Annotated in this window: 24 protein-coding genes; 8 read left to right on the top strand and 16 right to left on the bottom strand. The window is 75.3% G+C overall.

Annotated features, from left to right (window positions below):
- The first annotated feature begins 10 nt into the window (after window positions 1-10).
- Window positions 11-1243: a PHB depolymerase family esterase gene (locus ACIBPB_RS09775; protein WP_396839145.1), complete on the top strand. Its 1233-nt coding sequence runs from the start codon at window positions 11-13 to the stop codon at window positions 1241-1243.
- A 27-nt stretch (window positions 1244-1270) separates the two neighbouring features.
- On the opposite strand, the gene ACIBPB_RS09770 is transcribed toward ACIBPB_RS09775, so the two are convergent.
- Together ACIBPB_RS09770 and ACIBPB_RS09765 are read right to left on the bottom strand one after the other, a co-directional pair.
- Window positions 1271-2170, bottom strand: a complete 900-nt coding sequence (locus ACIBPB_RS09770; RefSeq protein WP_396839144.1) for a TIGR01777 family oxidoreductase — start codon at window positions 2168-2170, stop codon at window positions 1271-1273.
- A gap of 101 nt (window positions 2171-2271) precedes the next feature.
- Window positions 2272-3282 (bottom strand): aldo/keto reductase, encoded by a 1011-nt coding sequence (locus ACIBPB_RS09765; protein ID WP_396839143.1) that lies wholly within the window; start codon window positions 3280-3282, stop codon window positions 2272-2274.
- A 72-nt stretch (window positions 3283-3354) separates the two neighbouring features.
- On the opposite strand from ACIBPB_RS09765, the gene ACIBPB_RS09760 reads away from it, so the two are divergent.
- Window positions 3355-3741, top strand: a complete 387-nt coding sequence (locus ACIBPB_RS09760) for a MerR family transcriptional regulator (RefSeq protein ID WP_396839141.1) — start codon at window positions 3355-3357, stop codon at window positions 3739-3741.
- Between the two features lie 717 nt (window positions 3742-4458).
- On the opposite strand, the gene ACIBPB_RS09755 is transcribed toward ACIBPB_RS09760, so the two are convergent.
- The 6 genes from ACIBPB_RS09755 to ACIBPB_RS09730 form a co-directional block, all read right to left on the bottom strand.
- Window positions 4459-5376: an LLM class flavin-dependent oxidoreductase gene (locus ACIBPB_RS09755; protein WP_396839140.1), complete on the bottom strand. Its 918-nt coding sequence runs from the start codon at window positions 5374-5376 to the stop codon at window positions 4459-4461.
- Between the two features lie 182 nt (window positions 5377-5558).
- Entirely contained in the window at window positions 5559-6467 is a 909-nt protein-coding gene (locus ACIBPB_RS09750; protein ID WP_396839139.1) for an aldo/keto reductase, read from the bottom strand.
- Window positions 6464-6925 (bottom strand): hemerythrin domain-containing protein, encoded by a 462-nt coding sequence (locus ACIBPB_RS09745; protein WP_396839137.1) that lies wholly within the window; start codon window positions 6923-6925, stop codon window positions 6464-6466. The genes ACIBPB_RS09750 and ACIBPB_RS09745 overlap by 4 nt, the downstream gene beginning before the upstream one ends.
- 145 nt (window positions 6926-7070) lie before the next feature.
- Window positions 7071-7835: a low temperature requirement protein A gene (locus ACIBPB_RS09740; RefSeq protein ID WP_396839489.1), complete on the bottom strand. Its 765-nt coding sequence runs from the start codon at window positions 7833-7835 to the stop codon at window positions 7071-7073.
- Window positions 7739-8401, bottom strand: coding sequence for a low temperature requirement protein A (locus ACIBPB_RS09735; protein WP_396839136.1), 663 nt, complete (start codon window positions 8399-8401; stop codon window positions 7739-7741). The genes ACIBPB_RS09740 and ACIBPB_RS09735 overlap by 97 nt, the downstream gene beginning before the upstream one ends.
- A gap of 45 nt (window positions 8402-8446) precedes the next feature.
- Complete coding sequence (locus ACIBPB_RS09730) at window positions 8447-9013, bottom strand: TetR/AcrR family transcriptional regulator (RefSeq protein WP_396839135.1); 567 nt, start codon at window positions 9011-9013, stop codon at window positions 8447-8449.
- Between the two features lie 150 nt (window positions 9014-9163).
- On the opposite strand from ACIBPB_RS09730, the gene ACIBPB_RS09725 reads away from it, so the two are divergent.
- Window positions 9164-10108 carry an SDR family NAD(P)-dependent oxidoreductase gene (locus tag ACIBPB_RS09725; protein WP_396839134.1) on the top strand — a complete coding sequence of 315 codons (945 nt, stop codon included), beginning with the start codon at window positions 9164-9166 and terminating at the stop codon, window positions 10106-10108.
- A gap of 58 nt (window positions 10109-10166) precedes the next feature.
- Here the strand turns inward: ACIBPB_RS09725 and sucB are convergent, their stop codons facing one another.
- Both sucB and lpdA read right to left on the bottom strand, forming a co-directional pair.
- A complete protein-coding gene (gene sucB, locus ACIBPB_RS09720) occupies window positions 10167-11996 on the bottom strand; it encodes a 2-oxoglutarate dehydrogenase, E2 component, dihydrolipoamide succinyltransferase (protein WP_396839133.1) in 1830 nt (609 codons plus the stop codon).
- A gap of 67 nt (window positions 11997-12063) precedes the next feature.
- The gene (lpdA, locus tag ACIBPB_RS09715) at window positions 12064-13455 is read right to left on the bottom strand and encodes a dihydrolipoyl dehydrogenase (RefSeq protein ID WP_396839132.1); all 1392 of its coding nucleotides are present in this window, start codon (window positions 13453-13455) and stop codon (window positions 12064-12066) included.
- Window positions 13456-13632: 177 nt separating this feature from the next.
- Here lpdA and ACIBPB_RS09710 point away from each other — a divergent pair, with 177 nt between their 5' ends.
- Entirely contained in the window at window positions 13633-13962 is a 330-nt protein-coding gene (locus ACIBPB_RS09710) for a hypothetical protein (protein WP_396839131.1), read from the top strand.
- Between the two features lie 58 nt (window positions 13963-14020).
- On the opposite strand, the gene ACIBPB_RS09705 is transcribed toward ACIBPB_RS09710, so the two are convergent.
- On the bottom strand, window positions 14021-15589 hold the full coding sequence (locus tag ACIBPB_RS09705; RefSeq protein WP_396839129.1) for a leucyl aminopeptidase: 1569 nt from the start codon (window positions 15587-15589) through the stop codon (window positions 14021-14023).
- Window positions 15590-15753: 164 nt separating this feature from the next.
- Between ACIBPB_RS09705 and gcvT the strand changes: the two genes are divergently transcribed.
- Window positions 15754-16884 (top strand): glycine cleavage system aminomethyltransferase GcvT, encoded by a 1131-nt coding sequence (gcvT, locus tag ACIBPB_RS09700; RefSeq protein ID WP_396839128.1) that lies wholly within the window; start codon window positions 15754-15756, stop codon window positions 16882-16884.
- Window positions 16885-16963: 79 nt separating this feature from the next.
- Here the strand turns inward: gcvT and ACIBPB_RS09695 are convergent, their stop codons facing one another.
- Window positions 16964-17269 carry a putative quinol monooxygenase gene (locus ACIBPB_RS09695; RefSeq protein WP_396839127.1) on the bottom strand — a complete coding sequence of 102 codons (306 nt, stop codon included), beginning with the start codon at window positions 17267-17269 and terminating at the stop codon, window positions 16964-16966.
- 67 nt (window positions 17270-17336) lie between these two features.
- Between ACIBPB_RS09695 and ACIBPB_RS09690 the strand changes: the two genes are divergently transcribed.
- Complete coding sequence (locus ACIBPB_RS09690; RefSeq protein WP_357316426.1) at window positions 17337-17672, top strand: helix-turn-helix domain-containing protein; 336 nt, start codon at window positions 17337-17339, stop codon at window positions 17670-17672.
- A 7-nt stretch (window positions 17673-17679) separates the two neighbouring features.
- Here ACIBPB_RS09690 and ACIBPB_RS09685 read toward each other — a convergent pair whose 3' ends face one another.
- From ACIBPB_RS09685 to ACIBPB_RS09670, 4 genes are all read right to left on the bottom strand, one after another.
- Window positions 17680-18972, bottom strand: a complete 1293-nt coding sequence (locus ACIBPB_RS09685) for a DUF2314 domain-containing protein (protein ID WP_396839126.1) — start codon at window positions 18970-18972, stop codon at window positions 17680-17682.
- Window positions 18973-19037: 65 nt separating this feature from the next.
- On the bottom strand, window positions 19038-19811 hold the full coding sequence (locus tag ACIBPB_RS09680; protein WP_396839125.1) for an adenosylcobinamide-GDP ribazoletransferase: 774 nt from the start codon (window positions 19809-19811) through the stop codon (window positions 19038-19040).
- Window positions 19801-21852 (bottom strand): bifunctional adenosylcobinamide kinase/adenosylcobinamide-phosphate guanylyltransferase, encoded by a 2052-nt coding sequence (locus tag ACIBPB_RS09675; protein ID WP_396839124.1) that lies wholly within the window; start codon window positions 21850-21852, stop codon window positions 19801-19803. Before ACIBPB_RS09675 ends, ACIBPB_RS09680 begins: the two co-directional genes overlap by 11 nt.
- Before the next feature lie 51 nt (window positions 21853-21903).
- Window positions 21904-23985, bottom strand: coding sequence for a protein kinase (locus ACIBPB_RS09670; RefSeq protein ID WP_396839123.1), 2082 nt, complete (start codon window positions 23983-23985; stop codon window positions 21904-21906).
- Window positions 23986-24115: 130 nt separating this feature from the next.
- Here ACIBPB_RS09670 and ACIBPB_RS09665 point away from each other — a divergent pair, with 130 nt between their 5' ends.
- The gene (locus tag ACIBPB_RS09665; RefSeq protein WP_046564471.1) at window positions 24116-24316 is read left to right on the top strand and encodes a hypothetical protein; all 201 of its coding nucleotides are present in this window, start codon (window positions 24116-24118) and stop codon (window positions 24314-24316) included.
- Window positions 24313-25110, top strand: coding sequence for a site-2 protease family protein (locus ACIBPB_RS09660; protein WP_357316412.1), 798 nt, complete (start codon window positions 24313-24315; stop codon window positions 25108-25110). Before ACIBPB_RS09665 ends, ACIBPB_RS09660 begins: the two co-directional genes overlap by 4 nt.
- The last annotated feature ends 53 nt before the right edge of the window (window positions 25111-25163 follow it).

The raw sequence follows: 25163 nt of genomic DNA, 5'->3' as shown, positions 1-25163 counted from the left end.
GGAGGTCGCCGTGCGCCGCTCCTCGACCCTGCTCACCCGACTCGCCGGGGCGGCCGCCGGCGTGGTGCTGGCCGCCGCCGCGGTCCTCACCGCCGCGCTGCCCGCCCAGGCCGCCGCGCTCACCCAGGTCACCGGCTTCGGCTCCAACCCCGGCAACCTGGCCATGTACGCGTACCGGCCGGACGGGCTGCCGGCCAACGCGCCCGCCGTGGTGCTGCTGCACGGCTGCACCCAGAACGCCACCGGCTACTTCACCAACTCCGGCTGGCAGAAGTACGCCGACCGGTGGAAGTTCACCCTGATCGTGCCCCAGCAGCCCTCGGCCAACAACGCCAACTCGTGCTTCAACTGGTTCGAGACCGGCGACACCGCCCGCGGCCAGGGCGAGGCCCTGTCGATCAAGCAGATGGTCGACCACGCGAAGACCACCTACGGCACCGACCCGGGCCGGGTCTACGTCAGCGGCCTGTCGGGCGGTGGGGCGATGAGCGCCGTCATGCTCGCCACCTACCCCGACGTGTTCGCCGCCGGCTCGGTGATCGCCGGCCTGCCCTACCGCTGCGCCACCAGCATGGTCAACGCCTTCAGCTGCATGAACCCGGGCGTGGACAAGACCCCGGCGCAGTGGGGCGACCTGGTCCGCAACGCCTACTCCGGCTACGGCGGCAAGCGGCCCCGGGTGGCCATCTGGCACGGCACCTCGGACACCACGGTCGCGCCGCTGAACGCCGCCGAGTCGCGCGACCAGTGGACCAACGTGCTCGGCGTCCCGTCGACCCCGACCAGCACCGGCACCCTGCCCGGCGGCACCAGCCTCGAGGTGTACGGCGCCGACCAGGTCCGGCTCTACCGGGTCTCCGGGATGGGCCACGGCACGCCGGTCGACCCCGGCTCCGCCACCGACCAGTGCGGCAGCACCGCCGCGTACTTCCTGGACACCATCTGCTCGACCTACCGGGACGCGCTCTTCTTCGGCCTCGACGGCGGGGTGACGCCGAGCCCGACCACCAGCCCGACCGCGACCCCGACGGCGACCGCGTCGCCCTCGTCCTCGCCGTCGCCCACCGCGGCGCCGGTCTGCGTCACGGCCAGCAACTATGCCCACGTGACCGCCGGCCGGGCCTACCAGTCCGGCGGCTACGCCTACGCCCTCGGCAGCAACCAGCGGATGGGCCTCTACAACACCTTCTACACGTCCACCCTCAAGCAGACCGGCCCCGGCTACTGGGTGATCGGCTGCTGACCCGCGGCCCGCGCCGCTCCCACCGGCTCAGCCGGCGAGAGCGGCGCGCAGCGCGCCCGGCAGGTCGGGATGGGTCCACCGGAACCCGGCCCGGTCCAGCACCCCGGGGAGGACCCGCGCGCTGGTCAGCGCCTCGTGGGCGAAGCCGCCCAGGGCGACCTTCAAGGCCAGCGCCGGCACCCACATGACCGCCGGCCGGTGCAGCTGCCGGCCCAGTTCCCGGCTGAACTCGGCGTTGGTCACCGGCGCCGGGCCGACCACGTTGACCGGCCCGGCGAGATCCGCGCGGTCGAGCAGGAAGGTCAGCGCGTCCAGCCAGTCCCGCATCGAGATCCACGGCAGCCACTGCCGGCCGTTGCCCAGCCGGCCGCCGACGCCCAACCGGAACGGCAGCAGCAGCGGCTTGAGCAGGCCACCGGCGCCGTCCAGCGGCAGCCCGATGCGCAGCCGGACCACCCGCACGCCGGCGTCCTCGGCCGGCCGGGTCGCGGCCTCCCAAACCCGGCACACGTCGGCCAGGAAGCCGTCGCCGGCCGGCGAGTCCTCCTCGACCGCCCGGTCGCCGGTGTTGCCGTACCAGCCGACCGCGGAGGCGTTGAGCAGGACCGCCGGCCGGTCCGCTGCGGGCAGGCCGGCCATGGCGATGGCGAGCGTGGTGGTGCTGTCCACCCGGCTGCTCCGGATCAACCCCTGGTACGCGGCGTCCCAGCGCTTGTCACCCACCCCGGCCCCGGCCAGGTTGACCACGGCGTCGGACTCGGCGACGAGCTGCGGGTCGAGCTGCGCCGCGGACGGGTTCCACTGCCGCTCGTCGCTGCCCCGGGGTGGGCGGCGGACCAGGCGGGTGACCTGGTGCCCGTCCGCGGTGAGCCGGTCGACCAGTCGGGTGCCGAGGAAGCCGGACACACCGGCCATGAGGATCCGCATGTGCATATCTTCGGGTACGGAGCCGCGGGCGGATGCGTTGAGCGACATCACTCACCTCCTCACGCCGGCGTCCCTCATGGCCGCGCGGCCCGGCCCGCGGGTCAGGCCTGCGCCGGCGCGGTGCGCAGCTCGGCGAGGAGCCGCTCCACCTCGGCGAAGGCCGCGTCGGGGAGCGGGCCGCACGCCAGGGTGCCCAGGTTCTCCTCGGCCTGGGCCACCGTCCGGCAGCCGGGGATGGGCAGGGTCCGCGGGCTGCGGGCGAGCAGCCAGCCCAGCGCCCCCTGGGCGAGGGTCCGGCCGTCGGCGGTGAGCACCGCCCGGACCCGGGCCACCCGGTCGGCCCACTCGGCCCGCGGCACCCCGCCGCTGAACCAGGGCAGCCACTCGGGGGCGATCCCACGCACGTCGTCGCCGCCCCGGGCGGCCGGCGTGCCCTGGTACTTGGCGGTGAGCAGGCCCATCGCCAGCGGGCCCCGGTTGAGGCTGGCCAGGTCGAACTCGTCGCAGACCGCGAGCATCGCGGCGTTGTCCCGCAGCACGGACTGGTCGTGCTGGACGGCCGTGCAGTGCGGGCCGGCGGCGGCGAACGCCCGCGCCGAGGCGGGGTCGTCGGTGCTCCAGCCGTACGCCCGGATCTTGCCCTGGCTGACCAGGTCCTCCAGCGTGTCGACCAGCTCCAGCGCCGCTGGCACCGGCAGCCCGTTGACGTGCAGCTGGTACAGGTCGACGTGGTCGGTGCCGAGCCGGCGCAGCGAGTCCTCCAGGCTGCGCCGGGCGTACGCCGGGCTGGCGTCCTCACCGGTGGCCTGCCGGGTCGCCTCGTCGGTGGGGTAGCCGAACTTGGTGGCGATCACCGCCCGGTCGCGGCGGCCGGCGAGCGCGCGACCGAGCACCCGCTCGCTGTGCCCCGCGCCGTAGTTGCTGGACGTGTCGAAGAGGGTGGCCCCGAGGTCGAGCGCCCGGTGGATCGTACGGATCGACTCGTCGTCGTCCACCTCGCCCCAGCCGAGCGGTTGCTCGCCCTCCCAGAGCGGCCCCCCGATCGCCCAGCAGCCCATGCCGATGGCGCTGACCTCGATCCCGCTGCGACCCAGTCGTCGTGTCGTCGTCATGGGACCACTGTTCAACCTGGAGCGCACTCCAGGTCAAGCGCGGGGCGCGGACCGACGGCTACCCTGCGGGATGTGAGCGGACGATACTCGCCCTCGGAGGCGGCCCGACGCAGCGGTTTCAGCCTCGACACCCTCCGCTACTACGAGAAGATCGGCCTGCTCAGCGGCATCGGCCGCACCGCCGGCGGGCGCCGCGTCTTCACCGACGAGGACCTGGGCTGGCTGGAGGTGTTCCGCTGCCTGCGCGACACCGGCATGCCGATCGCCGAGATGTGCCGCTACGCCGAGCTGGCCCGCGACGGTGAGCACACCGCCCGGGAACGGCAGGAGCTGCTGGAACGGCACGCCGGGCGGGTCGAGGAGCAGATGGCCCTGCTCCGCCGCCAGTACGACCACCTGCGCGACAAGATCCGCTACTACGAGGGCGTCGTCGCCGCCACCGCCGTCCCGGCCAGCTGACCGCCCGACCCCGCCGGCCGCTCCCGACCTCGCCGTCCCTGGCGTGGTGGCCGGTGGCGGCCGGCGGTGGCCTGCTGGCCGTCTGACCTGCTCTGCGGCTGCCTAACCCGCCGGCCCACCCCCGGTTCGCTGGCCGGCTCACCCGCCGGTTCGCTGGCCGGCTCACCCGCCGGTTCGCTGGCCGGCTCACCCGCCGGCTCGCTGGTCGGCCCACCCGCCGGCTCACCCGCCGGCCACCCCCGGCTCACTGGTCGGCCTACCCGCCGGCTCACCCGCCGGCCACCCCCGGCTCACTGGCGGGCCCACCCGCCGTCTCAGCCAGCCGGCTCCGTGGGCGCGCGACAGTACCCGAGAGCGATATGCCTCTCCGGCATATTCATGCCGCAGAGGCATATCGCTTTCCAGGGCAGTCTTCTCCCGCGCGCACGGTGGCAATCCGACGTGCTCGGCACTCCGCCATCGGCCATGGCACCGGGCGCGGCTCGGCACCGTCGCCGTCGGGAACGGCATCGGGCCGGGCTCCGCGACGCCGAGGCGGCCCCGTGCCGGATCCCGGACGGGCTCGGCCGCGCGGGCCGCGAGGCCGTGGCACGGGCTCGGCCGCGCGGGCCGCGAGGCCGTGGCTCGGGCTCGGCCGCCCGGGCCACGAGGCCGTGGCACGGCGCCACGCGGGCATCCGACGGGGTCACCGCGACGGGCCGGCGTGGCCGGGGTCGATCAGGCGGCGAGCCGGGGGAGGACGGGGGCCAACGCCTCGACGGCGTCGACGCGTACCACGAAGCGGGTGATCCCCCAGCGGCGCCGGTGGTGGCCGACGGCCGCGACGATCTCGTCGGCCGTGCCGATCAGCACGAACGGGGTGGCCAGCACGGCGGCGGCGGTGAGGCCGGTCTCGGCGGCGATCACCGCGGCGGCGGCCTCGGCGTCGTCGGTGACGGTGACCTGCTGGACCAGGGCCTCCAGGGCCGGCGGGCGGTCCCGGCCGGCCGCCCCGGCGGTCACCTGGGCGAGTTGCGCCTCGATCTGGTCGGACCGCCACCGGACCTCGTGCTGGTGACCGTCGGGCAGGGTACGGCCGAAGCCGGTAAGGCCGACCACGTCGGCGTGCGCGCCGGCCCAGCAGAGCAGGGTGGAGTTGGCCGTACCCATGGTGAGCGGGATCCGGTCCTGGACCGGCCGCAGCCCGGTGAGGCGGGCGGCATACGCGGCCAGGTCGGGGGTGTCCACGGTGACCTCCTCGCCGGCCAGGAGGGCCCGGACGGCCTCGGCCACGGCGACGCACCGGCGGACCCGGCCGGCGACGTCGGGGCGTTCCCGCCCGACCGCCCGCCATTCGGCCGGGGTGTGGCCGGCGCCCAGCCCGAGCCGGGCCCGCCCGCCCGAGACCACGTCCAGGGTGGCTACGTCCGTGGCGAGCAGGATCGGCTCCCGGACCCCGGCGTTGGAGACGTACGAGCCGAGGCCCAGCGTCGAGGTCACCGCCGCGGCGGCGGCCAGCGCCACGAACGGCGACGCGCCGTGACCGGGATGGTCGGCCGCCAGCAGCGCGTCGAAGCCGGCCGCCTCGACCCGCCGGGCCAGCCCGGTCCAGCTCGCCGCGTCCGTGGGTCTGGCCTGGACGGAGAAGATCGCCATCGGGCCAGCATGGCCGCGCCGGCGCGCGCCGGCCAGCCCGGCACGGCCGATTCTGCTGACCGGCGAATCGCCCCGCCCGGGCCGGCCGGCGAATCGCCCCGCCCAGGCCGGCCGGCGAATCGCCGTGCCCGGCTGACCGGCGGATCTCCGCCCAGGCCGGCCGGCGGAGCGTCGCGCCGGGCTCAGCCGGCGGGCTGCGTGGCCGCGGCCCGGTGCACGGCCGCCAGCCGGGCCAGGTCCTCCGCCGACAGGCGCAGCGCGCCCGCCGCCACGTTCTCCACCAGGTGGTCCGGGTTGCCGGTGCCGGGAATGGCGAGCACGTTCGGGCCCTGGCTCAGCGTCCAGGCGAGCCGGACCTGGGCCGGGCTGACCCCGTGCTCCCGGGCGACGGCGCGGACCTCGTCGTGCTCGGCCCCGGTCGCGCCGGCCTCGCGGCCGCCGGTGACCAGGGAGAAGAACGGGACGAAGGCGGTGCCGTGCGCGGCGCAGTCCTGGATCAACGCGTCGTTGCTGGCGCGGTAGCCGAGGCCGTACGAGTTCGACACCGAGACGACCGGGGCGATGGTCCGCGCCTCGGTGACCTGGTGCGCCCGTACGGCGGAGACGCCGAGGTGCCGGATCAGGCCGGCGGCGCGCAGGTCGGCGAGCGCGCCGAAGTGCTCGGCCAGCGGCTCCGGGCCGTACACCCGGAGGTAGACCACGTCGAGGTGGTCGCGGCCGAGCTGGCGCAGGTTCTCCTCGACCTGGCCGCGGAGCTGGTCCGGTCGGGCCATCGGCAGCCACTGGCCGGACGGGTCCTTGCCCGGCCCAACCTTGGCCACGATGACCAGGTCCTCCGGGTGCGGCGACAGCGCCCGGTTGATCAGCTCGTTGGCCGAGCGCAGCGGCGAGAAGTAGAACGCCGCCGTGTCGATGTGGTTGACGCCCAGCTCGATCGCGCGGCGCAGCACCGCCACCGCCCGGTCCCGGTCGCTGGGGCTGCCGTCGGCGTTGGCGGTCAGCCGCATCGCGCCGAAGCCGATCCGGTTGACGGTCAGGTCGCCGAGCTGCCAGGTGCCCGCCGCCGCGGCGTTGACGGTGTCGATGGTCATGCGGTCTCCGTCCGTTGGAGGTTCTCCCCGTTCCCGGGTGGCGTGCTGCCGAGCAGTTCCACGGGGTCGCCGGCCAGCCGGTTCAACGCGGCGACGAGTTTCCGCTCCTCGTAGCCGAAGTGCGACTCCAGCAGCCCGGCCAGCCCGTCCAGCTCGGCCCGGACGGACCGGCCGTCGGCCGGGTCGGCGAGCAGCGCGTCGATCCGGCGCAGCAGGTCGGCGACCACCCGGTGGTCGGCGCTCAGCTCGGCCAGCACGGGACGCAGCTCGGGCGCCTGGTCGGCCAGGGCCCGGAACGCGCCGCCGTCCTCGCCGGTGTGGTGCCGGTCCAGCGCGGCACAGAAACCGACGCAGTGCGCGCGCAGTTCCCGGGTGAGGGCGCCACCGCCGGTGGGGGAGTCGAGGCTCGCGCGGAGCCGGGCCAGCTCCTCGCGGAGCCAGTCGTGGATCTCGATCAACTGAATACCGAGGGCGGTCAGCCGGCCGCTCGACGGGTGGGCTGGGTGCACATGGTCCCCTGCTGTCCCGCGCCTCCATGCCCACGGCGGCCCGTGTGCCGGGTGCACCGCGACGCTGCCCGGCAGTCTAGAACACCCGCTGTCCTCACTCGCCCTCGTCGGGTTGGCGGGGCTCGTGCCAGCGCGCGCGGTACTCCGCCTCGTGGGCCTCGTGGCTGGTGCGCTCCTCGAAGACCAACCCCCGCAGCGCCCGCCGGCCCTCGTCGAAGATCACCACCTCGGCGGCCACCATGCCGACGGTGACGGCGGTCAGCAGCGTCAGGGCGGCCAGCGCGGGCAGGTGTACGGCCACCGGGATGCTCACCGCGAGCAGCAGCACGGCGACGACCCGGGTCCAGCTGACCGTGCGCAGGGTGCGGAGCTGGAACAGCATGTTGCCGCAGAGGTAGCAGATCACCCCGCCGAAGAGCAGCGGGACGCCCGGGCCGAGCGTCGGCAGGTGCTGCGGCACCTCCGGGTCGGCGATCTGGTGCACGATCATCTCCGCGCCGAGCGCGAACAGGATGATGCCCGCGATCATCGGCAGGAACAGGTAGCCGTAGGCGTCCCGGGCCATGGCGACGCGGGGGCCGTCCTCGGCGGCGTGCAGGGCGATCCGGGCGGCCGGCCCGATCATGTCGTAGTGCGCCCACCAGAGCGCGGCGGTGAAGAAGATGCCGAGCACGGCCGCCGCCACGGCCGGCCAGGTCGGCGGGTGGCCGAGCAGGTTGCTGCCGACGCCCACGGAGATGACCGACTCGCCCAGCGCGATGATCAGGATGAGGTCGTAGCGTTCGGTCCAGTGCTCGGCGGAGGCGACGCCCCAGCCCCAGGTGCCGGCGATGAGGCCGGTGGAGTACTGGAGCAGCACGACGATCGCCCACAGCCCGTCCCGGACCACCGCGGCCGAGACGAGTCGTCGATCTTCGGCGGGATCAGCGCGGCGACCCCCAGCAGCAGGGTGCTACCCACCAGTTCGGGGGTGAACCGGAGCAGCTGACGGCGCTCCGCCGGGCTGTCCCGCACGGCGTGCAGGTAGAGCAGCAGGTGCACGCCGCGGATGACGGTGTAGCTGATCGCCGCGACGATCGGCCCGGCCGCGTTGCCGCGCGGGTCCCGGAAGGCGTTCGGCAGGGACAGGGCGAAGGTGAACAGGGCCGCCATGCCGACCGTCATGAGGACCGGGACGAAGCCCTCGCCGAGCCGGATCCGGGTGGCCACGATGCTGTGCACCACCCAGGCCCACCACAGCACCGCGAGGACCAGCAGCGCGTGCAGCAGCGCGCCGCCGTTGACCTGGAGCGCGGTGGCCCGGGTGATGATGAAGAACGAGAAGACGAAGACCAGGTCGAAGAAGACCTCGAACCGGTCCACCCGGGCCCCGGGCGCCACCGGCACCGCCGGCCCGAGGCGCCCCCGCCACCCGAAGCCGCTCACCGACCGAGTCTGTCAGCGGCGGGTCGGCGGCGGGTCGGATTGGGTTCAGCCCGGGCGGCGGCGCAGCCCGTCCATGAGCAGGTCGAGCAGACGACCGGCCTGGGCGCGCTGTTCCGGCTCGCCGGCCACCAGGGATACGCCGCTCAGCCCGGCGAGCACGTCGGCGGGGGCCACGTCGGCGCGTACGGTGCCCGCGGCGGCGCCGGCCGCCAGCAGGTCGCCCAGCGCCGCGAGCAGCCGGTCCCGGCTGTGCGCGTACGGGTTGGCGCCGGAGGCGATGGCCAGCCGCAGCGCGTCGGCCATGCCGCGCTTGGTGGCGAGGTAGTCGACGAACCGGTCCATCCAGGCGCGAACCGCCTCCTCGGCGGGTCGGCTCGCGAGCAGGTCCGGGACGCCGTCGCAGAGCTTCGCCAGCTCGTTGCGGTAGGCCGCCTCGATCAACGCCTCCCGGGTGGGGAAGTGGCGGTAGAGGGTGCCGATCCCGACGCCGGCCTCCTTGGCGATGCGGTCCAGCGTTACCTCCGCGCCGGCCTGGGAAAACGTGCGGACCGCGGCGTCCAGCAGGCGTTGCCGGTTGCGCAGCGCGTCGGCGCGCAGCGGTCGGTCGGGCACGTTCCCTCCTCGGCTCGACCGGGGGCGCGGGCCCGGCCGGGTTTGGCAACCGGAGGGGCCTCCGGTTAAGGTCGGAGTAACGGAGGATCCTCCGCTTCTCATCGTAGCGCTCGGACGATCGGTCCGTGCCGCCGCCGACAAGGATGGATCATGACCACCAGCACACCCGTCAGCACCCCGTTCTCCCGCGAGACGACCGCCCTGGAGGTGGTCCGTGACCTCGACCTGACCGGCCGGCGGGCCGTCGTCACCGGCGGCGCCTCCGGCATCGGCGTCGAAACCGCCCGCGCGCTCGCCGCCGCCGGGGCCGACGTCACCCTCGCGGTCCGCAACACCGAGGCCGGCCAGCGCGCCGCCGCCGACATCACCGGCAGCACCGGCAACGACCGCGTCCTGGTCGCCCCGCTCGACCTGGCCGACCTCGCCTCGGTGGCCGCCTTCGTCCGCAGCTGGGACGGGCCGCTGCACATGCTGGTCAACAACGCCGGCATCATGGCCTCGCCCGAGCTGCGCACCGAACAGGGCTGGGAGATGCAGTTCGCGACCAACCACCTCGGGCACTTCGCGCTGGCCACCGGGCTGCACCCGGCCCTCGTCGCGGCCGAGGGCGCGCGGATCGTCTCGGTCAGCTCGGCGGCCCACCTGCGCTCGCCGGTGGTCTTCGAGGACATCCACTTCCGGCAGCGGCCCTACGACCCGTGGCAGGCGTACGGCCAGTCGAAGACCGCGAACGTGCTCTTCGCGGTGGAGGCCACCCGGCGCTGGGCCGACGACGGCATCTACACCAACGCCCTCATGCCGGGGGCGATCCGGACCAACCTCCAGCGCTACATCAGCGAGGAGGAACTCGACCGGATGCGCACCCAGAGCGGCGGCGGCGCGGCGTACTGGAAGAACCCCGAGCAGGGTGCGGCCACCTCGGTGCTGGTCGCCGCCTCGCCGCTGGTCGCCGGCGTCGGCGGCCGGTACTTCGAGGACTGCCAGGAGGCCGGGCCGAACCAGCCGGGCACCCGCACCGGGTACGCCCCGTACGCGCGGGACCCGGCGGCCGCCGAGCGGCTCTGGGCGGTCTCCGCGGAGCACCTGCGCGGCTGACCCGGAAACGACGAAGGGGCGCGCGGCTTCCGCCGCGCGCCCCGCTGCCGTCCGGGGGTCAGAGCCCCAGTTCGGCCTCGAAGTTGCCGGCCTCCAGCCGCTCCTTGACCGCGACCAGGAAGCGGGCCGCGTCCGCGCCGTCGATCAGCCGGTGGTCGTAGGACAGGGCCAGGTAGACCATCGAGCGGACCGCGACGACCTCGCCCAGCTCCGGGTCGTTGACCACGACCGGGCGCTTCACCACGGCACCCGTGCCGAGCATCGCCGACTGCGGCGACGGCACGATCGGGGTGTCGAAGAGCGCGCCCCGGCTGCCGGTGTTGGTCAGCGTGAAGGTCGCGCCGGCGATCTCGTCCGGGCTGATCTTGTTGGTCCGGGTGCGCTCGGCCAGGTCGGCCACCCGCTTGGCGATCCCGCCCAGGTTGAGGTCACCGGCGTTGTGGATGACCGGCACGAGCAGGCCGCGCTCGGTGTCCACGGCGATGCCCAGGTGCTCGGCCTCCGGGTAGGTGATCGTCCCGCCGGCCAGGTCCAGCTGGGCGTTGAGGATCGGGTACGTCTGCAGCGCCTCGATGGCGGCCAGGGCGAAGAACGGCAGGAAGGACAGCTTCACGCCGTGCCGCTGCTGGAAGGAGTCCTTCGCCTGGGCCCGCAGCTTGGCGATCCGCGTGACGTCCACCTCGATCACCGTGGTCAGCTGCGCCATCTCGTGCAGCGACTCGTGCATGCGGGTGGCGATGGCCTTGCGGATCCGGGGCAGCTTCTCGATCGTGCCCCGCTTGCCGCTGGGCTGCGGCTTCGCGGCCGGCTTGGCCGGGGCGGGCGCCCCGGCGGCCGGGGCCGGCTGGGCGGCCGGCGCGGCCTTGGCGGCCTTGGCCTTCTCGGCCGCGTCCAGCACGTCCTGCTTGCGGATCCGCCCGCCGACGCCGCTGCCGTTGACCGAGGAGAGGTCCACGCCGTGCTCGGCGGCCAGCTTGCGCACCAGCGGGGTCACGTAGCCGGCGGCCTCCTCGCCACCGGCCGGGGCCGGGGCGGTCGGTCGCTGCGTCGTGGTGGCCGGCGCGGGCGGGGTCGCGGCCTGTTCGGCCCTGGCCGGCTGGGCGGCCTGCTCGGCCTCGGCGGCCGGCTCGTTGTACGACAGGCCCGGGGTGGGCTCCTCGACCTTCGGCTCCGGCTTGGGCTCCGGCTTGGGCTCGGGCTTCGCCTCGGCCTTGGGCTCCGGCTTCGGCTGCGCCTGCGGCTGGGCCGGCGCGGCGCCGGCCGCCCCGACGATCGCCAGGACGCCGCCGACCTCGGCGGTCTCGTCCTCGGGGACCTTGATCTCCAACAGCGTGCCGGCGACCGGCGACGGGATCTCGGTGTCCACCTTGTCGGTGGAGACCTCCAGCAGCGGCTCGTCGACCTCGACGGTCTCGCCGACCTGCTTGAGCCAGCGGGTCACCGTGCCCTCGGTGACGCTCTCGCCCAGGGCCGGCATGGTCACCGGGGTGCCCTCGCCGGACGGCGCGGCGGCCGGGGTGGGCTCCTCGACGGCCGACTGCTCCGCCTCCGCCTGCGGCTCGGCGGCGGCCTGCTCGGCCTGCTCCGCCGGGGCCTGCTCCTGCTCGGCCGGGGCCTGCTCCTGCGGGGCGGCCCCGCCGGCCTCCTCGCCCTCACCGGCGATGACCGCCAGCTCGCTGCCGACCTCGGCGGTCTCGTCCTCGCCGACCACGATCCGGCTCAGCACGCCCGCCGCGGGCGACGGGATCTCGGTGTCCACCTTGTCGGTGGAGACCTCAAGCAGCGGCTCGTCGACCTCGACGGTGTCGCCCTCCTGCTTGAGCCAGCGCGTGACGGTGCCCTCGGTGACGCTCTCGCCGAGCCGGGGCATGGTGACCGATACCGGCATGTTCTCCAGACTCCTTCATTCCCCTGGTGGGATCATCGCCCGTCGCCGGACGCCGCGGTTGTCGTGATCAGGCGTGGGAGTGCAGCGGCTTGCCGGCCAGGGCCAGGTGCGCCTCGCCCAGGGCCTCGGTCTGCGTCGGGTGGGCGTGCACGAGCTGCGCCACCTCGGCCGGGTAGGCCTCCCAGTTGTAGATGAGCTGCGCCTCGCCGATCAGCTCGCCGACCCGGGCGCCGACCATGTGCACGCCGACCACCGGGCCGTCCTCGACCCGGACCAGCTTCACGAAGCCGGTGGTCTTGAGGATCTGGCTCTTGCCGTTGCCGCCCAGGTTGTAGTTGTAGCTCTTGATCTTGTCGGCGCCGTACTGCTCCTTGGCCTTCGCCTCGGTCAGGCCGACCGACGCCAGCTCGGGATCGCAGTAGGTGACGCGCGGGATGCCGACCTCGTCGATCACGGCCGGGTTCTGGCCGGCGATCTCCTCGGCGACGAAGATGCCCTGCTGGAAGCCGCGGTGCGCGAGCTGGAGGCCGGGCACGATGTCGCCGACCGCGTAGACGTTCGGCACGCTGGTGCGCAGCCGCTCGTCGGTCAGCACGTAGCCGCGGTCCATCTTGACGCCCTGCTCCTCGTAGCCGAGGTTGGCGGTGTTCGGGCCGCGGCCGACGGCGACCAGCAGCAGCTCGGCCTCGACCGCGTCGCCGCCCTGAATGGTCAGCTTCACGCCCTTGTCGGTCTTCTCGACCTTCTCGAACGGCTTGCCGACCTTGAAGTTGATCTTCCGCTTGCGGAACGCCCGCTCCAGCGCCTTCGACGACTCCTCGTCCTCGGCGGCGACCAGGCGGGGCAGCGCCTCGACGATGGTCACGTCGACGCCGAAGGACTTCCAGACGCTGGCGAACTCGACGCCGATCACACCGCCGCCCAGCACGATCACCGAGGCCGGGATCCGGTCCATGGTCAGCGCGTGGTCGCTGGTGATGATCCGCTCGCCGTCGATCTCCAGACCGGGCAGGGTCTTGGCGTACGAGCCGGAGGCCAGCACGACGTTGCGGCCGGTGTAGCGCTTGCCGTCGACCTCGACCACGTTCTTGCCGACCAGCTTGCCGGCGCCGGCCACGAAGGTGATCTTCTTGCTGCTGCCCACCAGGCCCTGGAGGCCCTTGTAGAGGCGGGAGATCACGCCGTCCTTGTACGAGTTGACCGCCGCCATGTCGATGCCCACCAGCTCGGCCTTCACGCCGAACTGCTCGGACTCGCGGGTCTGGTCGGCGACCTCGGCGGCGTGCAGCAGCGCCTTGGTGGGGATGCAGCCGTTGTGCAGGCAGGTGCCGCCGAGCTTGCCCTTCTCGATGAGCGCGACGGAGAGATCCAGCTGGGCGGCACGCAGCGCCGCCGCGTAGCCGCCGCTACCACCTCCGAGGATGACGATGTCGAAGGTCGTGTCGTTCGGCTCGCTCACATCCAACTCCCAGGTCGCGTCACTGCATCGGGGGTTACGGCGGAGTAACAGGCACACCCCACCTCGGTCATCTTGTCACCACCGACGGCCGAGCGCGTACCGAGGTGCCCAACGACACGTCGCCGGCACGTACCCTTGGCATCGTCTTCGATGACGTCCGGGGGAGGAGTGGGTCCGGTGGCGCTGTTCCGACGACGCAAGCGGGTGGCCGCGGGGAGCCGCGACCGGGCCGCCGATCGCGCCGATCTGGACCACCTTGAGAACTTCGTCCGGACCCGGCGGGGCGTCGAGGCGTACCTGGAACCGCGGACCACGGTCACCGAGACCACGGTCATGCTGATCGCCGACGACGGCGAGTGGACCCGGCGGCGGGTCGGCAGCCCGGAGGACGCCCGGCGCTGGGCCCACCGGACCGCCATCCCGATCTACGACGTGCGGCTGATGGGCTACCCGCAGCGGATGCGCGACTACAACGAGCGCCGCAAGCGGCGCCCGGAACTCTTCTGACCCGTACCCCGACGACGGGGCGCCCTCCGTGGAGGGCGCCCCGTCGCGGTGGTCGCCGTCAGCCGTTGGCGGCGACGTCGTCGATCAGGTGCAGCAGGGTGCGGACCGGGACGCCGGTGCCGCCCTTGGTCCAGTAGCCGGTCGGCTCACCCGCGTGGTAGCCCGGCCCGGCGATGTCGATGTGCGCCCAGGCCACGTCGTCGGTGACGAACTCGCGCAGGAACACGCCGCCCTGCAGCATGTGACCGGCCCGGTCCATCACGGCGTTGACCTGCGAGATGTCGGCGACCTCGGAGTCCATGCCCTTGCGCACGTCATCCGGCAGCGGCATCGGCCACGCCGGCTCGCCGGTCGCCTCGCCGGCCGCCCTGACCCGCTCGCACAGCTGCGGGGTGCCCATCACGCCGGCGATCCGCTTGCCCAGCGCGATCACCTGGCCGCCGGTCAGCGTGGAGGTCTCGAACAGGTAGTCCGTGCCGTCCTCGCAGGCCCGGGCGATGGCGTCGGCCAGGATCATCCGGCCCTCGGCGTCGGTGTTGAGCACCTCCACCTTCTTGCCGCTGTACATGCTGATCACGTCGCCCGGCCGGTAGCTGGTGCCCGACGGCATGTTCTCCGCCATCGGCAGGTAGCCGGTGACGGCCACCGACGGCTTGAGCGCCGCCACCGCCAGCATGGCCGCGCCGACCGCCGCCGCGCCCGCCATGTCGGACTTCATCTCCCACATGCCCTGGGCCGGCTTGATCGAGATGCCGCCGGTGTCGAAGGTGATGCCCTTGCCGACCAGCGCGACCCGCTTGCCGCTGCCGCCGCCCTCCGGGGTGTAGGTGAGCTTGACCAGCCGCGGCGGGGCCTCCGAGCCCTGGCCGACGGCGATGATGCCGCCGTAGCCGCCCTCGCGCAGCGCCGCCTCGTCGAGCACCTCGACGCCGAGGCCGGCCTCGCGGGCGGCGGCGGCCACGACGTCGGCGAACGCCGGCGGGCGCAGCTCGTTCGGGGCGGTGTTGACCCAGTCCCGGCTGGTCAGCACCGCGCCGGTGACCGCCAGGGCCCGGGTGACCTCGGCCTGGGCGGTCGCCTCGCCGGCGTCCGGCACGGCCACCAGCACCTCGGCCACCGGCTCCCGGCGGGCCGGCTGCGGCCTGGTCTTGTAACCGGCGAACCGGTAACCGCCCAGCAGTGCGCCCTCGGCCACCGCGCGCAGCGCGGCCGGGGCGTCGGCGTCGTCGGGCAGCGGCAGGGCCAGCGCGACGCGGGACGCGCCGGCCAGGGCGCGGACCGCCGCGCCGGCGGCCCGGCGCAGGGTCTCCGGGGCGGGGGCGGCGCCGGACGGCTCCGGGCCGAGCCCGACGGCGGCGACCACCGGCGCGGTGATCGTGCCCAGCGTGGCCAGCTTGATCACCTCGCCGGCGCCGCCGGTCGCGCCGAGCAGGGCGAGGGTCGCGGTCAGCTTGCCGTCGAACGCGGCGGCGATGCTCTCGGCGCCGCTGGCCAGCAGCAGGGCGCCGGCGGGTGAGCCGGCCTCCTGCTCGGTGGTCTGGCTGTGCACGCCGATCACGATCGCGTCGACGGCGAGTTCGGCGGGGTCGGTGTCGACCAGGCTGAGGGTGGTGCGGGGCGATGTCACGAAAGCTACTCCGGGCGGGCCGGGCCGGCCGCGTCGTGGCGTGCCGGCGATGAAGGTCTCCGGCGGCAACCTACCCGTCGGAGCAGTGGCTGTCCCGCCGATGGGTGCAGGCGGGGGTCCCGCCGATGCTAACCAGGCCAGCTGGTGACGGTAAGTTGCCACCCATGACCGAGGTGACCTCCGACGCCGCCGCGACCCGGCTGCGCCGTTCCCCCCTGCACGAGCGGCACACCGCGCTCGGCGCCAAGTTCGCCCCGTTCGGGGGTTGGGAGATGCCCCTGGAGTACGCCGGCGGCGGCGTGCTCAAGGAGCACACGGCGGTGCGTACCGGGGTGGGTGTCTTCGACGTCTCGCACCTGGGCAAGGCGCGGATCTCCGGGCCGGGCGCGGCGGACTTCGTCAACGCCTGCCTCAGCAACGACCTGCGCCGGATCGGGCCCGGCCAGGCGCAGTACACGCTCTGCTGCGACCAGGCCACCGGCGGCGTGGTGGACGACATCATCGCCTACCTGCACGCCGACGACCACGTCTTCCTCGTCCCGAACGCGGCGAACACGGCCGAGGTGGTGCGCCGGCTGCGCGCCGCCGCCCCGGCCGGCGTGCTGGTCACCGACGAGCACGAGGCGTACGCGGTGCTCGCGGTGCAGGGGCCGCGCTCGGCGGAGCTGCTCGGCGCGCTGGGCCTGCCCACCGGGCACGACTACATGAGCTTCTCGACCGCCTCGCTGGACGGCGCCGAGCTGACCGTGTGCCGCACCGGCTACACCGGCGAACTCGGCTACGAGCTGGTCGTCCCGGCCGAGCACGCCCCCGCCGTCTGGGACGCGCTCTTCGCCGCCGGCGCCGGGTACGAGCTGCGGGCCTGTGGGCTGGCCGCCCGGGACACCCTGCGCACCGAGATGGGCTACCCGCTGCACGGGCAGGACCTGTCACTGGAGATCACCCCGCTGCAGGGCCGCTCCAGCTGGGCGGTGGGCTGGGACAAGCCGGCGTTCTGGGGCCGGGACGCGCTGCTCGCCGAGAAGGCCGCCGGCCCCGCCCGTACGCTGCGCGGACTGGTGGCGGTCGACCGGGCCATCCCGCGCCCCGGCATGGCCGTGTACGCCGGCGACAGGCAGGCCGGCACGATCACCAGCGGCACCTTCAGCCCCACCCTGAAGCAGGGCATCGCCCTGGCCCTGATCGACACCGACCCGAAGCTCGCCGACGGCGAGACGCTGGAGGTCGACATCCGCGGTCGCCGCGCCCAGATGCGCCTGACCCGCCCACCCTTCGTGGAGCCCTCCGTCCGCTGACGGCGGCCCGCGCGTCGATCATGAAGTTGGCGGCACCCGGCGAGGTCGACACCGCCGCCAACCTCATGATCGGCGGTGGTCAGGCCGTGCTGGCGACCTCCGTCGGGGTGTAGTGGCGCATTTCCTCGATGTCGTGGACGTAGGGGCGGATCTCGCGGAAGAACCCGGGGAAGTGCGGGCCGGTGCGGAAGCCCCGGAGGTGGTCCTCGGCCGACGTCCAACGGATCCGCAGGACGTACCCGGCCGGGTCCTCGACGCAGCGGCTCAGCTCGTAGTCGAGGCACTCGGGCGCGGCGTCCAGCGCCTTCGCGGCCCGGCCGTACGCCGGGACGAACTCCGCCTGCCGCTCGACCGGCACCCGGTACCTGATGTACTCAACGATCATGCCCACCAGCCCACACCCGGGCCGGCGCGGGTTCAAGTACGCACTTTCCGGTGAGTAGGGGGATCGCGTGCCGAGGCGCTACCACTGCGCGGTGGAGGTGGCCGTCGACGTGCTCGGCGGCCGGTGGCGGCCGGTGATCCTCGCCCACCTCAAGGAGGGCGTGCACCGCTACGGCGAACTGCGCCGACGCATGCCGGACGTCAGTGAGAAGATGCTCGCCCAGCGGCTGCGCGAGCTGGCGGCGGAGGGCCTGGTCGCCCGGCGCGACCTCGGCACCCCGAAGGCCCCGCACGTCGAGTACCACCTCACCGAGGAGGGACGCAGCCTCGTCCCGGTGCTGGCGGCGCTGCACGCCTGGGGCCTGGCCCGGGCCGCCCGGACCGGCACCCCGATCGAGCCCTGACGCCCGGTCAGTCGGTGGCGGGGCGCTCGCCCGCGTCGAGGACGGCCTGGGTCCAGCCGCCCTCGATGACGCCCGTCCCGTCGAGGACCGCCCAGTCGACGACGTCGGCGGCCTCCACCACCACCGGGGCGCCGATGCGGACGGTCGGGTCACTGCTGGCGTCGCTGGCGCTGGCGCCGACGATCCGTTCCGGGGCGTCCCACGAGGTCACCCCGGCCCAGACGTACTCGGGGCCGTCGTCGCCGGGCAGGCCGTACTTGACCACCAGCTGGCTCTCTGCGGGGAGCCCGCCGGCGAGGAAGCGGGCCCGGATGTCACCCAGCCCGGCCCGGGCGGTGGCGATCGCCTTGCTCATCGCGTCGCCGGGTCGGGCGTACCGGACGTCGGGCTGGATGCCGTTGAACAGGGTCGCGCAGGCCGCCGCGAAGTAGCGGCCGGCCGGTCCCGGGTGCCCCGGCGGCGGGCGCAGGGTGAGGAACGAGTCGGCGTCCGGGTCCGTCGCCGGGTCCAGCTCCAGGGCCAGCAGCACCGGCGCGGTCGCCCCGTGCTGCTCCGGGTTGCCGTACGCCACCGCGATGTCGTGCCCGGTCACCGTGGCCAGCACCGGCAGCTGCACGAACGCCGGCACCTCCGCACCGGCCAGCCCTTCGGTCCAGTCCCGCAGCAGCCGCCGTGCGGCCCCGGTCATCACCGCGCCCCACGCCCGGGTGAGATGGTCCGGCACCCCCTGGGCCTGCAACTCCAGCAGCCCGAACCGGCGCAGCCCCTTGGTGGTGAACCAGAGCCCGTCGGCGTCCGACGAGTACGGCACCAGCACCCAGTCGACCAGCCGGATCCGGCCCTCGGCGTCGGGCAGTGAACGCAGCGCCGCCGCCGGGTCGAGGAACTGCAACCCGAAGACGTCCACCACGTCCCCGTCGACCGTCTCGGCGACCGCCGCGGCGACCGCCCGGGCCGCCCACTCGTGCGCCGGCGGCCAGCCCGGCCGGTACTCGGCCTGCACCACCACCAGGTGCGTGGCGGCGGCCAGCCGGGCCAGTTGCGCCTCGGTGGCGCCGAACGCGGTGAGCAGGTCCGGCGGCAGCTCGGGGAACTCGCTGATCGGCCGGGTGTCCACGGTCATCAGCGGGCTGTCCAGCATCTGCTTCGCCAGCCCGTGCACCGGCTCGGCGAGCCGCCCGGCGAGCCCTTCCACCGCGGCCTTCGGGCTGACCTTCGGCAGCCCGCTGATCGGCACCAGGTAGGTCGCGTCCAGCGACTCCGGGACCGGTACGGGCAGGAAGTCGTCCGTGATGAGCATGCCGTCCCCCTCGACCGCGCCGTCGCACCTCGCCTGAGAACGCTACCCGGCCGGACGGGGGACGCTCAGCCGGACAGCACCAGTCCCAGGTAGGACAGCGTGGTGACGATCTCCACGGTGGCGCCCAGCACGTCACCGGTGATCCCGCCGAGCCGGCGTACCACGTGCCGCAGCAGCCCCGCCGCGACGGCGAGCGCGGCCAGGACGGCGACCGGACCCTGCCACGGGCGGCCCGGCACCGCCGGCACGGCCAGCAGCGCGACGGCCGCCGCGCCGGCCACCAACGGGACCGGCCCCACCGTGCCGGCCACCAGCGCGCCCAGCCCGTCCGGCCGGGCGGCCGGCACCCCCCGCCGGCAGGCCAGGCCGACGCCGAGCCGGCCGGCCGCGGTGGCGGCCACCAGCGCCGCGAGCGCGGCCGGCGCCGCCCGCCCGGCCAGCTCCGCGAGCACCGCGGTCTGCAGCAGGAGTACGACCACCAGCGCGACCACCCCGAACGGGCCGACGTCCGGCTTCTTCATGATCTCCAGCGCGGCCGCGCCGCGCCGGTACGACCCCAGCGCGTCCACGGTGTCGGCCAGCCCGTCCAGGTGCAGCCCCCGGGTGAGCAGCGCGCCGAGCCCGACGGTCACCCCGGCGGCGACCAGCGGGGGAGCGAGCGTGCCGGCGAGCAGCAGGACGGCGCCGAGCACCGCGCCGAGCAGCGCCCCGACCGCCGGGGCGAGCCCCATGGCGGTGCCCGCCACCGCCCGGTCGATCCGGCCGGCGCGCACCGGCAGCGTGGTGAAGGTGGTGAGCGCCAGCCGGAGCCCCGCGCCGAGCCGCGACTCAGTCGGCACGCGGGCCGGGGAAGACCGGCTGGTCCGGCCCGGTGGTGGTCGGCCCGGGACCGGCGGGCTCCGGCTCGGTGAAGTCCCCTCCGGTGCCGGTCGGGCCGCTACCGGCGGGTGTGGGCCCGGTGAAGTCCGGTTCGGTGCTGGTGGGGCCCGGTCCGGCGGGCTCGGGTTCGGTGAAGTCCGGTTCCGTGCTGGTCGGGCCGGGACCGGCCGGCTCGGGCTCGGTGAACTCCTCGTCGTCCTCCTCGCCGCCCAGTGACGGGTGCACCGGCAGGTTGGCGGCGAGCGCCAGCGCCGAGCGCAGCAGCGGCAGCGTGGCCAGCGCGGTGGCCCCCTCGCCCAGGTCGAGCCGCAGGTCGACCAGCGGGGTCAGGCCGAGCACGTCGGCGGCGAGCCGGACCGCCGGCTGGCCGCCGTGGTCGGGCAGCAGGCACCAGTGCCGGGCCTGCCCGGCCAGGTCCCGGCTGACCATGCCGGCCGCCACCCCGACCGGGCCGTCGAGCAGCACGGGGATCCGCCGGGCGGTCGCGCCGAGCAGCACGCCGGTGGCCACCGCCACGTCGCCGCCGCCCAGTTCGGCGAGGATGTCCTTGGCCTCGCGCGGGGCGCGCCGGGTGCGGTGCAGGGCGTCCCGGACCGCCGCGCAGCGGACCATCCAGGCCGCGTCGTCGATCTCGCCGTGCTCGGTCACCACCCGGCCCAGCACCGCCGGGGGCTCGGCCCCGGCCGTGGCCGCCAGCACCGCCGCGGCCGCCGTCTCGGTGCCGGCGCCGCAGGCGGCCAGCACCAGCAGTTGTACGCCCGCGTCGGCGGCCTGCTCGGCCAGCCGCCAGCCGTAGCGCAGGGCCGACTCGACCTGGTCCAGGGTGAGCGCCGGGCCGTCCTCGATGGCGGCGGAGGCGGGCGCCTCGACCACCTGGAGGCTCGCGCCGTTCTCGGCCGCGAGCCGGGCCAGCGGGCCCTTGCCGGCGCGCGCCTGCCGGGCCCGGCGGGCCGACCCGCCCGGGGTCGCGCCGGCCGACGCCCCGCCCGCGTGGTCGCCGTGCAGCAGCAGCACGCGCACCGACGCCCAGGGCGCGGGGACGGTGGTGCCCTGGGTGGCGGCGGCGAAGCCGACCACCCGTTCCAGCACCCCGAGGCCGGCGCCGGGCAGGTCCAGGGTGGCCAGCCGGTCGACGGCCTGCGGCCCGGCGTAGTCGTCGGGCATGGGCAGCTCCATGCCCGGCTGGATGATCAGCCCGGTGGCGACCATCGGCAGCGCCATGGTCGGTGCCGCCCAGGCGGCCCCCGCCGTGGCCGGATCGGCGGCCGGCGCGGGCGGCGCAGCCGGGGTGAACACCTCGGGCAGCGTGGCCTCGGCCTCGGCCTCGGCCGCGCCGCCGGTCGCCGGCGCGGCGGCCGCCGCCATGGTGGCCGCCGTGGTCGCCGCTGGGGCCGCCGGCGGGGTGCCCGCCGGGCCGGAGCCGGCCTGCGCCAGCACGGTGGGCAGCGCCGCCTCGGCCGGCTTCAACCGGGTGGGCTGGCCGGCCACCACGAGCACGACCGCGTCGCAGGCGTCGGCGACCGCGCGGTTGGTCGCGCCGAGCGCGTCGACGAACGCCCGCCCCAGCGGGGTGGTCGGCACCAGGGACAGCCCCACCTCGGGGCTGACCAGGACCAGCCGGGCGGCGCTGGCGCGTACCGCCGCGGCCAGCTCGGCGATGGTGGCGGTGTCGTCGGCGGGCTGGTGCGCCGGATCGAGCAGCACGGTCACCCAGCCGCCCAGGTCGTCGACGAGCAGCGTGTCGTTCGGCCCGGCCGCCGCGATCACGGCGGCCAGCCGGCCCGGATCCGCGGCGGTCTCCTCGCTGGTCCAGCTGCCCGGCCGGCGGGCCCGGTGCACCGCCAGGCGGGCCGCCCACTCGGTGTCCTCCGGGTCCCCTTCGGGAGCGGTGGCCACGTACCGGACCGTGGGCGCGTCGGCGACCAGCGACTCCGCGAACTCGGACTTGCCGGACCGGATACCGCCGAGCACCAGGAGTGTGTTCCACCCGTCAACGGACATGCCCGTACCTTAGAGCCGACGGGCCGTTCACCGCCCGCCGGCCCGGCCGGCTCAACCGCAGTGCTCGAACGGGCTGCCGTAGCTGGCCCCGCCGGCCGAGCCGCCCCACTTCACGCAGACCCCGGCGGCGCTGGTCCGCAGCGGCCCGGCGTAGTACTTGAACGCCCCGCTGTCGGCCTGCCGGGCCTTCCCCTGCACCTCCAGGTGGACCGAGACGGCGGTGGCCCGGCCGACGTCGGTGTCCTTGAGGGTGACCGCGCAGTTCGCCCCGGTGGCGCTGTTGTAGAGCAGGTACACCCGGCCCGTGCGGACCCCGTTCGCGGTCAGCGTCGCCGAGTCGACGACCTGGAAGCCGCTGCCGCACACCTGCCGGGCCGTGTACGGGTTGGGCTGCTCGGCCGCCGCCGAGGCGCTCGTCGGCGCCGGCGCGCCCGGACCGCTCCCGGTCGGGGCCGGCGCGCCGGTCGACGGGCCGCCGGTCGCCACCGGGCGGCTCGGCGTGGCCGACGGCGACCGGCCGGGCCGGCCGCTGTGCCCGGGCGTGGCGGCCCCGGCGGCCGGCGGGCCGGAACCGGCCGGGTCGGCCAGCGCGGACTCGCCGGCCAGGGTGGCCGGCCGCCGATCCGGGCCGTCCGGGGACCGCAGCGTGGTCACGGCCACGGCGGTCAGCAACGCGACAAGGACCACGGCGGCCGCCCCCGCCAGGGCGAGCAGCCGGCCACGCCCCCTCCCGCCACCGGTCGGCCCCTCCAGCGTCGGCGGCACCCCGGAGCCGGCGTGCCGCTCCTGGGCCGACCCGTACCCGCCGGGACGCGGACCCGCGGCGCCGACCGCCCAGGCCGGACCGGGCGGGCCGCCGGCCGGTGAGCCGGGCGGCTCGCCGAAGCCACCGACCGCCCCGCCCGGGGCGGCCCGGCCGGGCGCGAACCGGCCCGGGGTGCCGCCGGGCGCGAAGCCCTGCGGGGCACCGCCCGCAGCCCGGCCGGAACCGGTGCCACCGCCGGCCGCCGGGCCCGCGCCCGAGCCGAAACCCAGCGGGGGGCCCGCGGGCGGGCCGACGATCTGTTGAGGGTCCGCGGTGGGGACGAGGCCCGGCGGAGGGCCTGCGCTCGGACCGGGGCCCGGCCGCGCGCCGCCGGCCGGGTCGACGGCGTGCGGGACGTGGCCGTCGGCCGGCGCGCCCGCGGTCGGGGCCGGGGCGATCGGGCCGGGGACGGCCGGCGTGGGGAGCGCGGCGGGCCCGGGCACGGCCGGACCGGCCACCGCCCACGGTGGGCGGGGCGGCACGGGGAGCCGGGCCAGGGTGGCGTCCCGGGCGTCCTGGGCCGCCTCGGCCAGGGCCAGCCCGCTCGGGTGGCGCTCCGCGGCGCTCTTCGCCAGCGCCCGCCGGACCACCTCGACCACCGCCGGTGGCGTCTCCGCGGGCAGCGGCGGCGGCTCGTCCTGGGCGTGCCGCATGGCCACCTGGAGCGGGTTGTCGCCCTCGAACGGCGGCCGGCCGGCGAGGCAGAAGTACGCGACCGCGCCGAGCGCGTACACGTCGGTGGCGGCCGAGACGGGCTGGCCGGTGGCCTGCTCCGGCGACATGAACGAGGCGGTGCCGAGCACGGTGTGCGCGGCGGTGATCCCGGCCATGCTGCTGGCCCGGGCGATGCCGAAGTCGACCAGCACCACCGTGCCGTCCCGCTTGACCAGCAGGTTGCCCGGCTTCACGTCGCGGTGCACGATCCCGGCGAGATGCGCGGTGTGCAGCGCGTGGGCGGCCTGCGCCACCACCGACATGGTCGAGGCCGGGTCGAGCCGGCCGGCCCGGCGGATCCAGGTGACCAGCGGTTCCCCGTCGACGTACTCCATCACCAGGTAGCTGACCTGGCTGCCGTCGGCCAGCGCGGCCGAGCCGAAGTCGTGCACCTGCACGATGCCGGGGTGGCGCACCGCGGCCAGCATCCGGGCCTCGGCGCGGAACCGGGTGGTGAACTCCGGGTCGGCGACCAGGGACGGCAGCAGCACCTTCACCGCGACCTCCCGGCCGAGCAGGGTGTCGGTGCAGCGCCAGACGGCGCCCATGCCGCCGGTCGCGATCCGCTCGCTCAGCCGGTACCGCTCGCTGAGCATGACTCCTTCAGTCAGCACCGGGCCACCGTACCGACCGGCGCGCGGGCACATGATCCATGTGGCCGCCGGGGCCGTCACCCGCCGGGCCGACTACGCTTGCGGGGCATTGGCGTCCCAGGGGGACGACGGCGGCGAGGGGAGACGCGGCATGGCGTGGAGCTGGCGGTACGAGGGCGAGAACCGCGAGTCGGTCGACGGGCCGGCCGAGTCGTTCGGCAGCCAGGCGGATGCCGAGTCGTGGATCGGCCAGGCCTGGCGGGAGCTCGCGGCGTCCGGCGTCACCTCCGTCGCGCTCGTCGAGGACGACCGGGTGGAATACCGGATGAGCCTGCTGCCGCCGGCCGAATGACCGGCTACGACCGCCCCGGCGACCCGCTGGTGCTCGGGGTGCCCCGAGCGGCCTTCCGGCCCAGCCCGGTCTTCCTCGCCCTGGTCGCGCTCTTCGTGGCCAGCGGGGTGATGACCTGGCAGCGGTTCGGCAACGTCCGGTTCGACGTCTTCCTCTTCGTGGTCTCCGGCTGGCTGGTCTCGCTCTGCCTGCACGAGTACGCGCACGCGGTGGTCGCCTACCGGGCCGGCGACCGGGACATCGCGCACCGCGGCTACCTGACGCTCAACCCGGTCAAGTACACCAACCCGCTGCTGTCGATCGTGCTGCCGGTGGTCGTGGTGCTGCTCGGCGGCATCGGCCTGCCCGGCGGCGCGGTCTGGGTGGACCGGCACGCGATCCCCGGCCGGCTGCGGCACACGCTGGTCAGCCTGGCCGGGCCGGCCACCAACGTGCTGTTCACCCTGCTGCTGGTCGTGGCGCTGCGGGTCGGCTTCGGCACCGGCGGGCCGATCGAGTTCTGGGCCGGGCTGGGGCTGCTGGCGTTCCTCCAGCTCACCGCCAGCGCGCTCAACCTGCTGCCGGTGCCGGGCCTGGACGGCGGCAACATGATCCAGCCCTGGCTGAGCCCCAACTACCGGCGGATGTACGACCTGTTCGCCCCGTACGGCTTCCTGCTGCTCTTCGCGCTGCTGTGGAGCCCGCGGATCGGCGGGTGGTTCTTCTCGGCGGTGTTCACCGTGGGCGACGCGCTGGGCCTGCCGCCCGGCCTCTACGTCGTCGGGCTGGACCTGATCCGCTTCTGGCAGGGCTGACCGGCCGGCGGGAGCCGCCGCGGCGCGGCGGTCGGCCCGGGATGCGCGTACCC

Source organism: Micromonospora sp. NPDC049836 (assembly GCF_044465125.1).
In the GTDB taxonomy this organism is placed as follows: Bacteria; Actinomycetota; Actinomycetes; order Mycobacteriales; family Micromonosporaceae; genus Micromonospora.
Note: the sequence above shows the minus strand (reverse complement) of the source record. Positions and strands in the feature narration are given on the sequence as shown.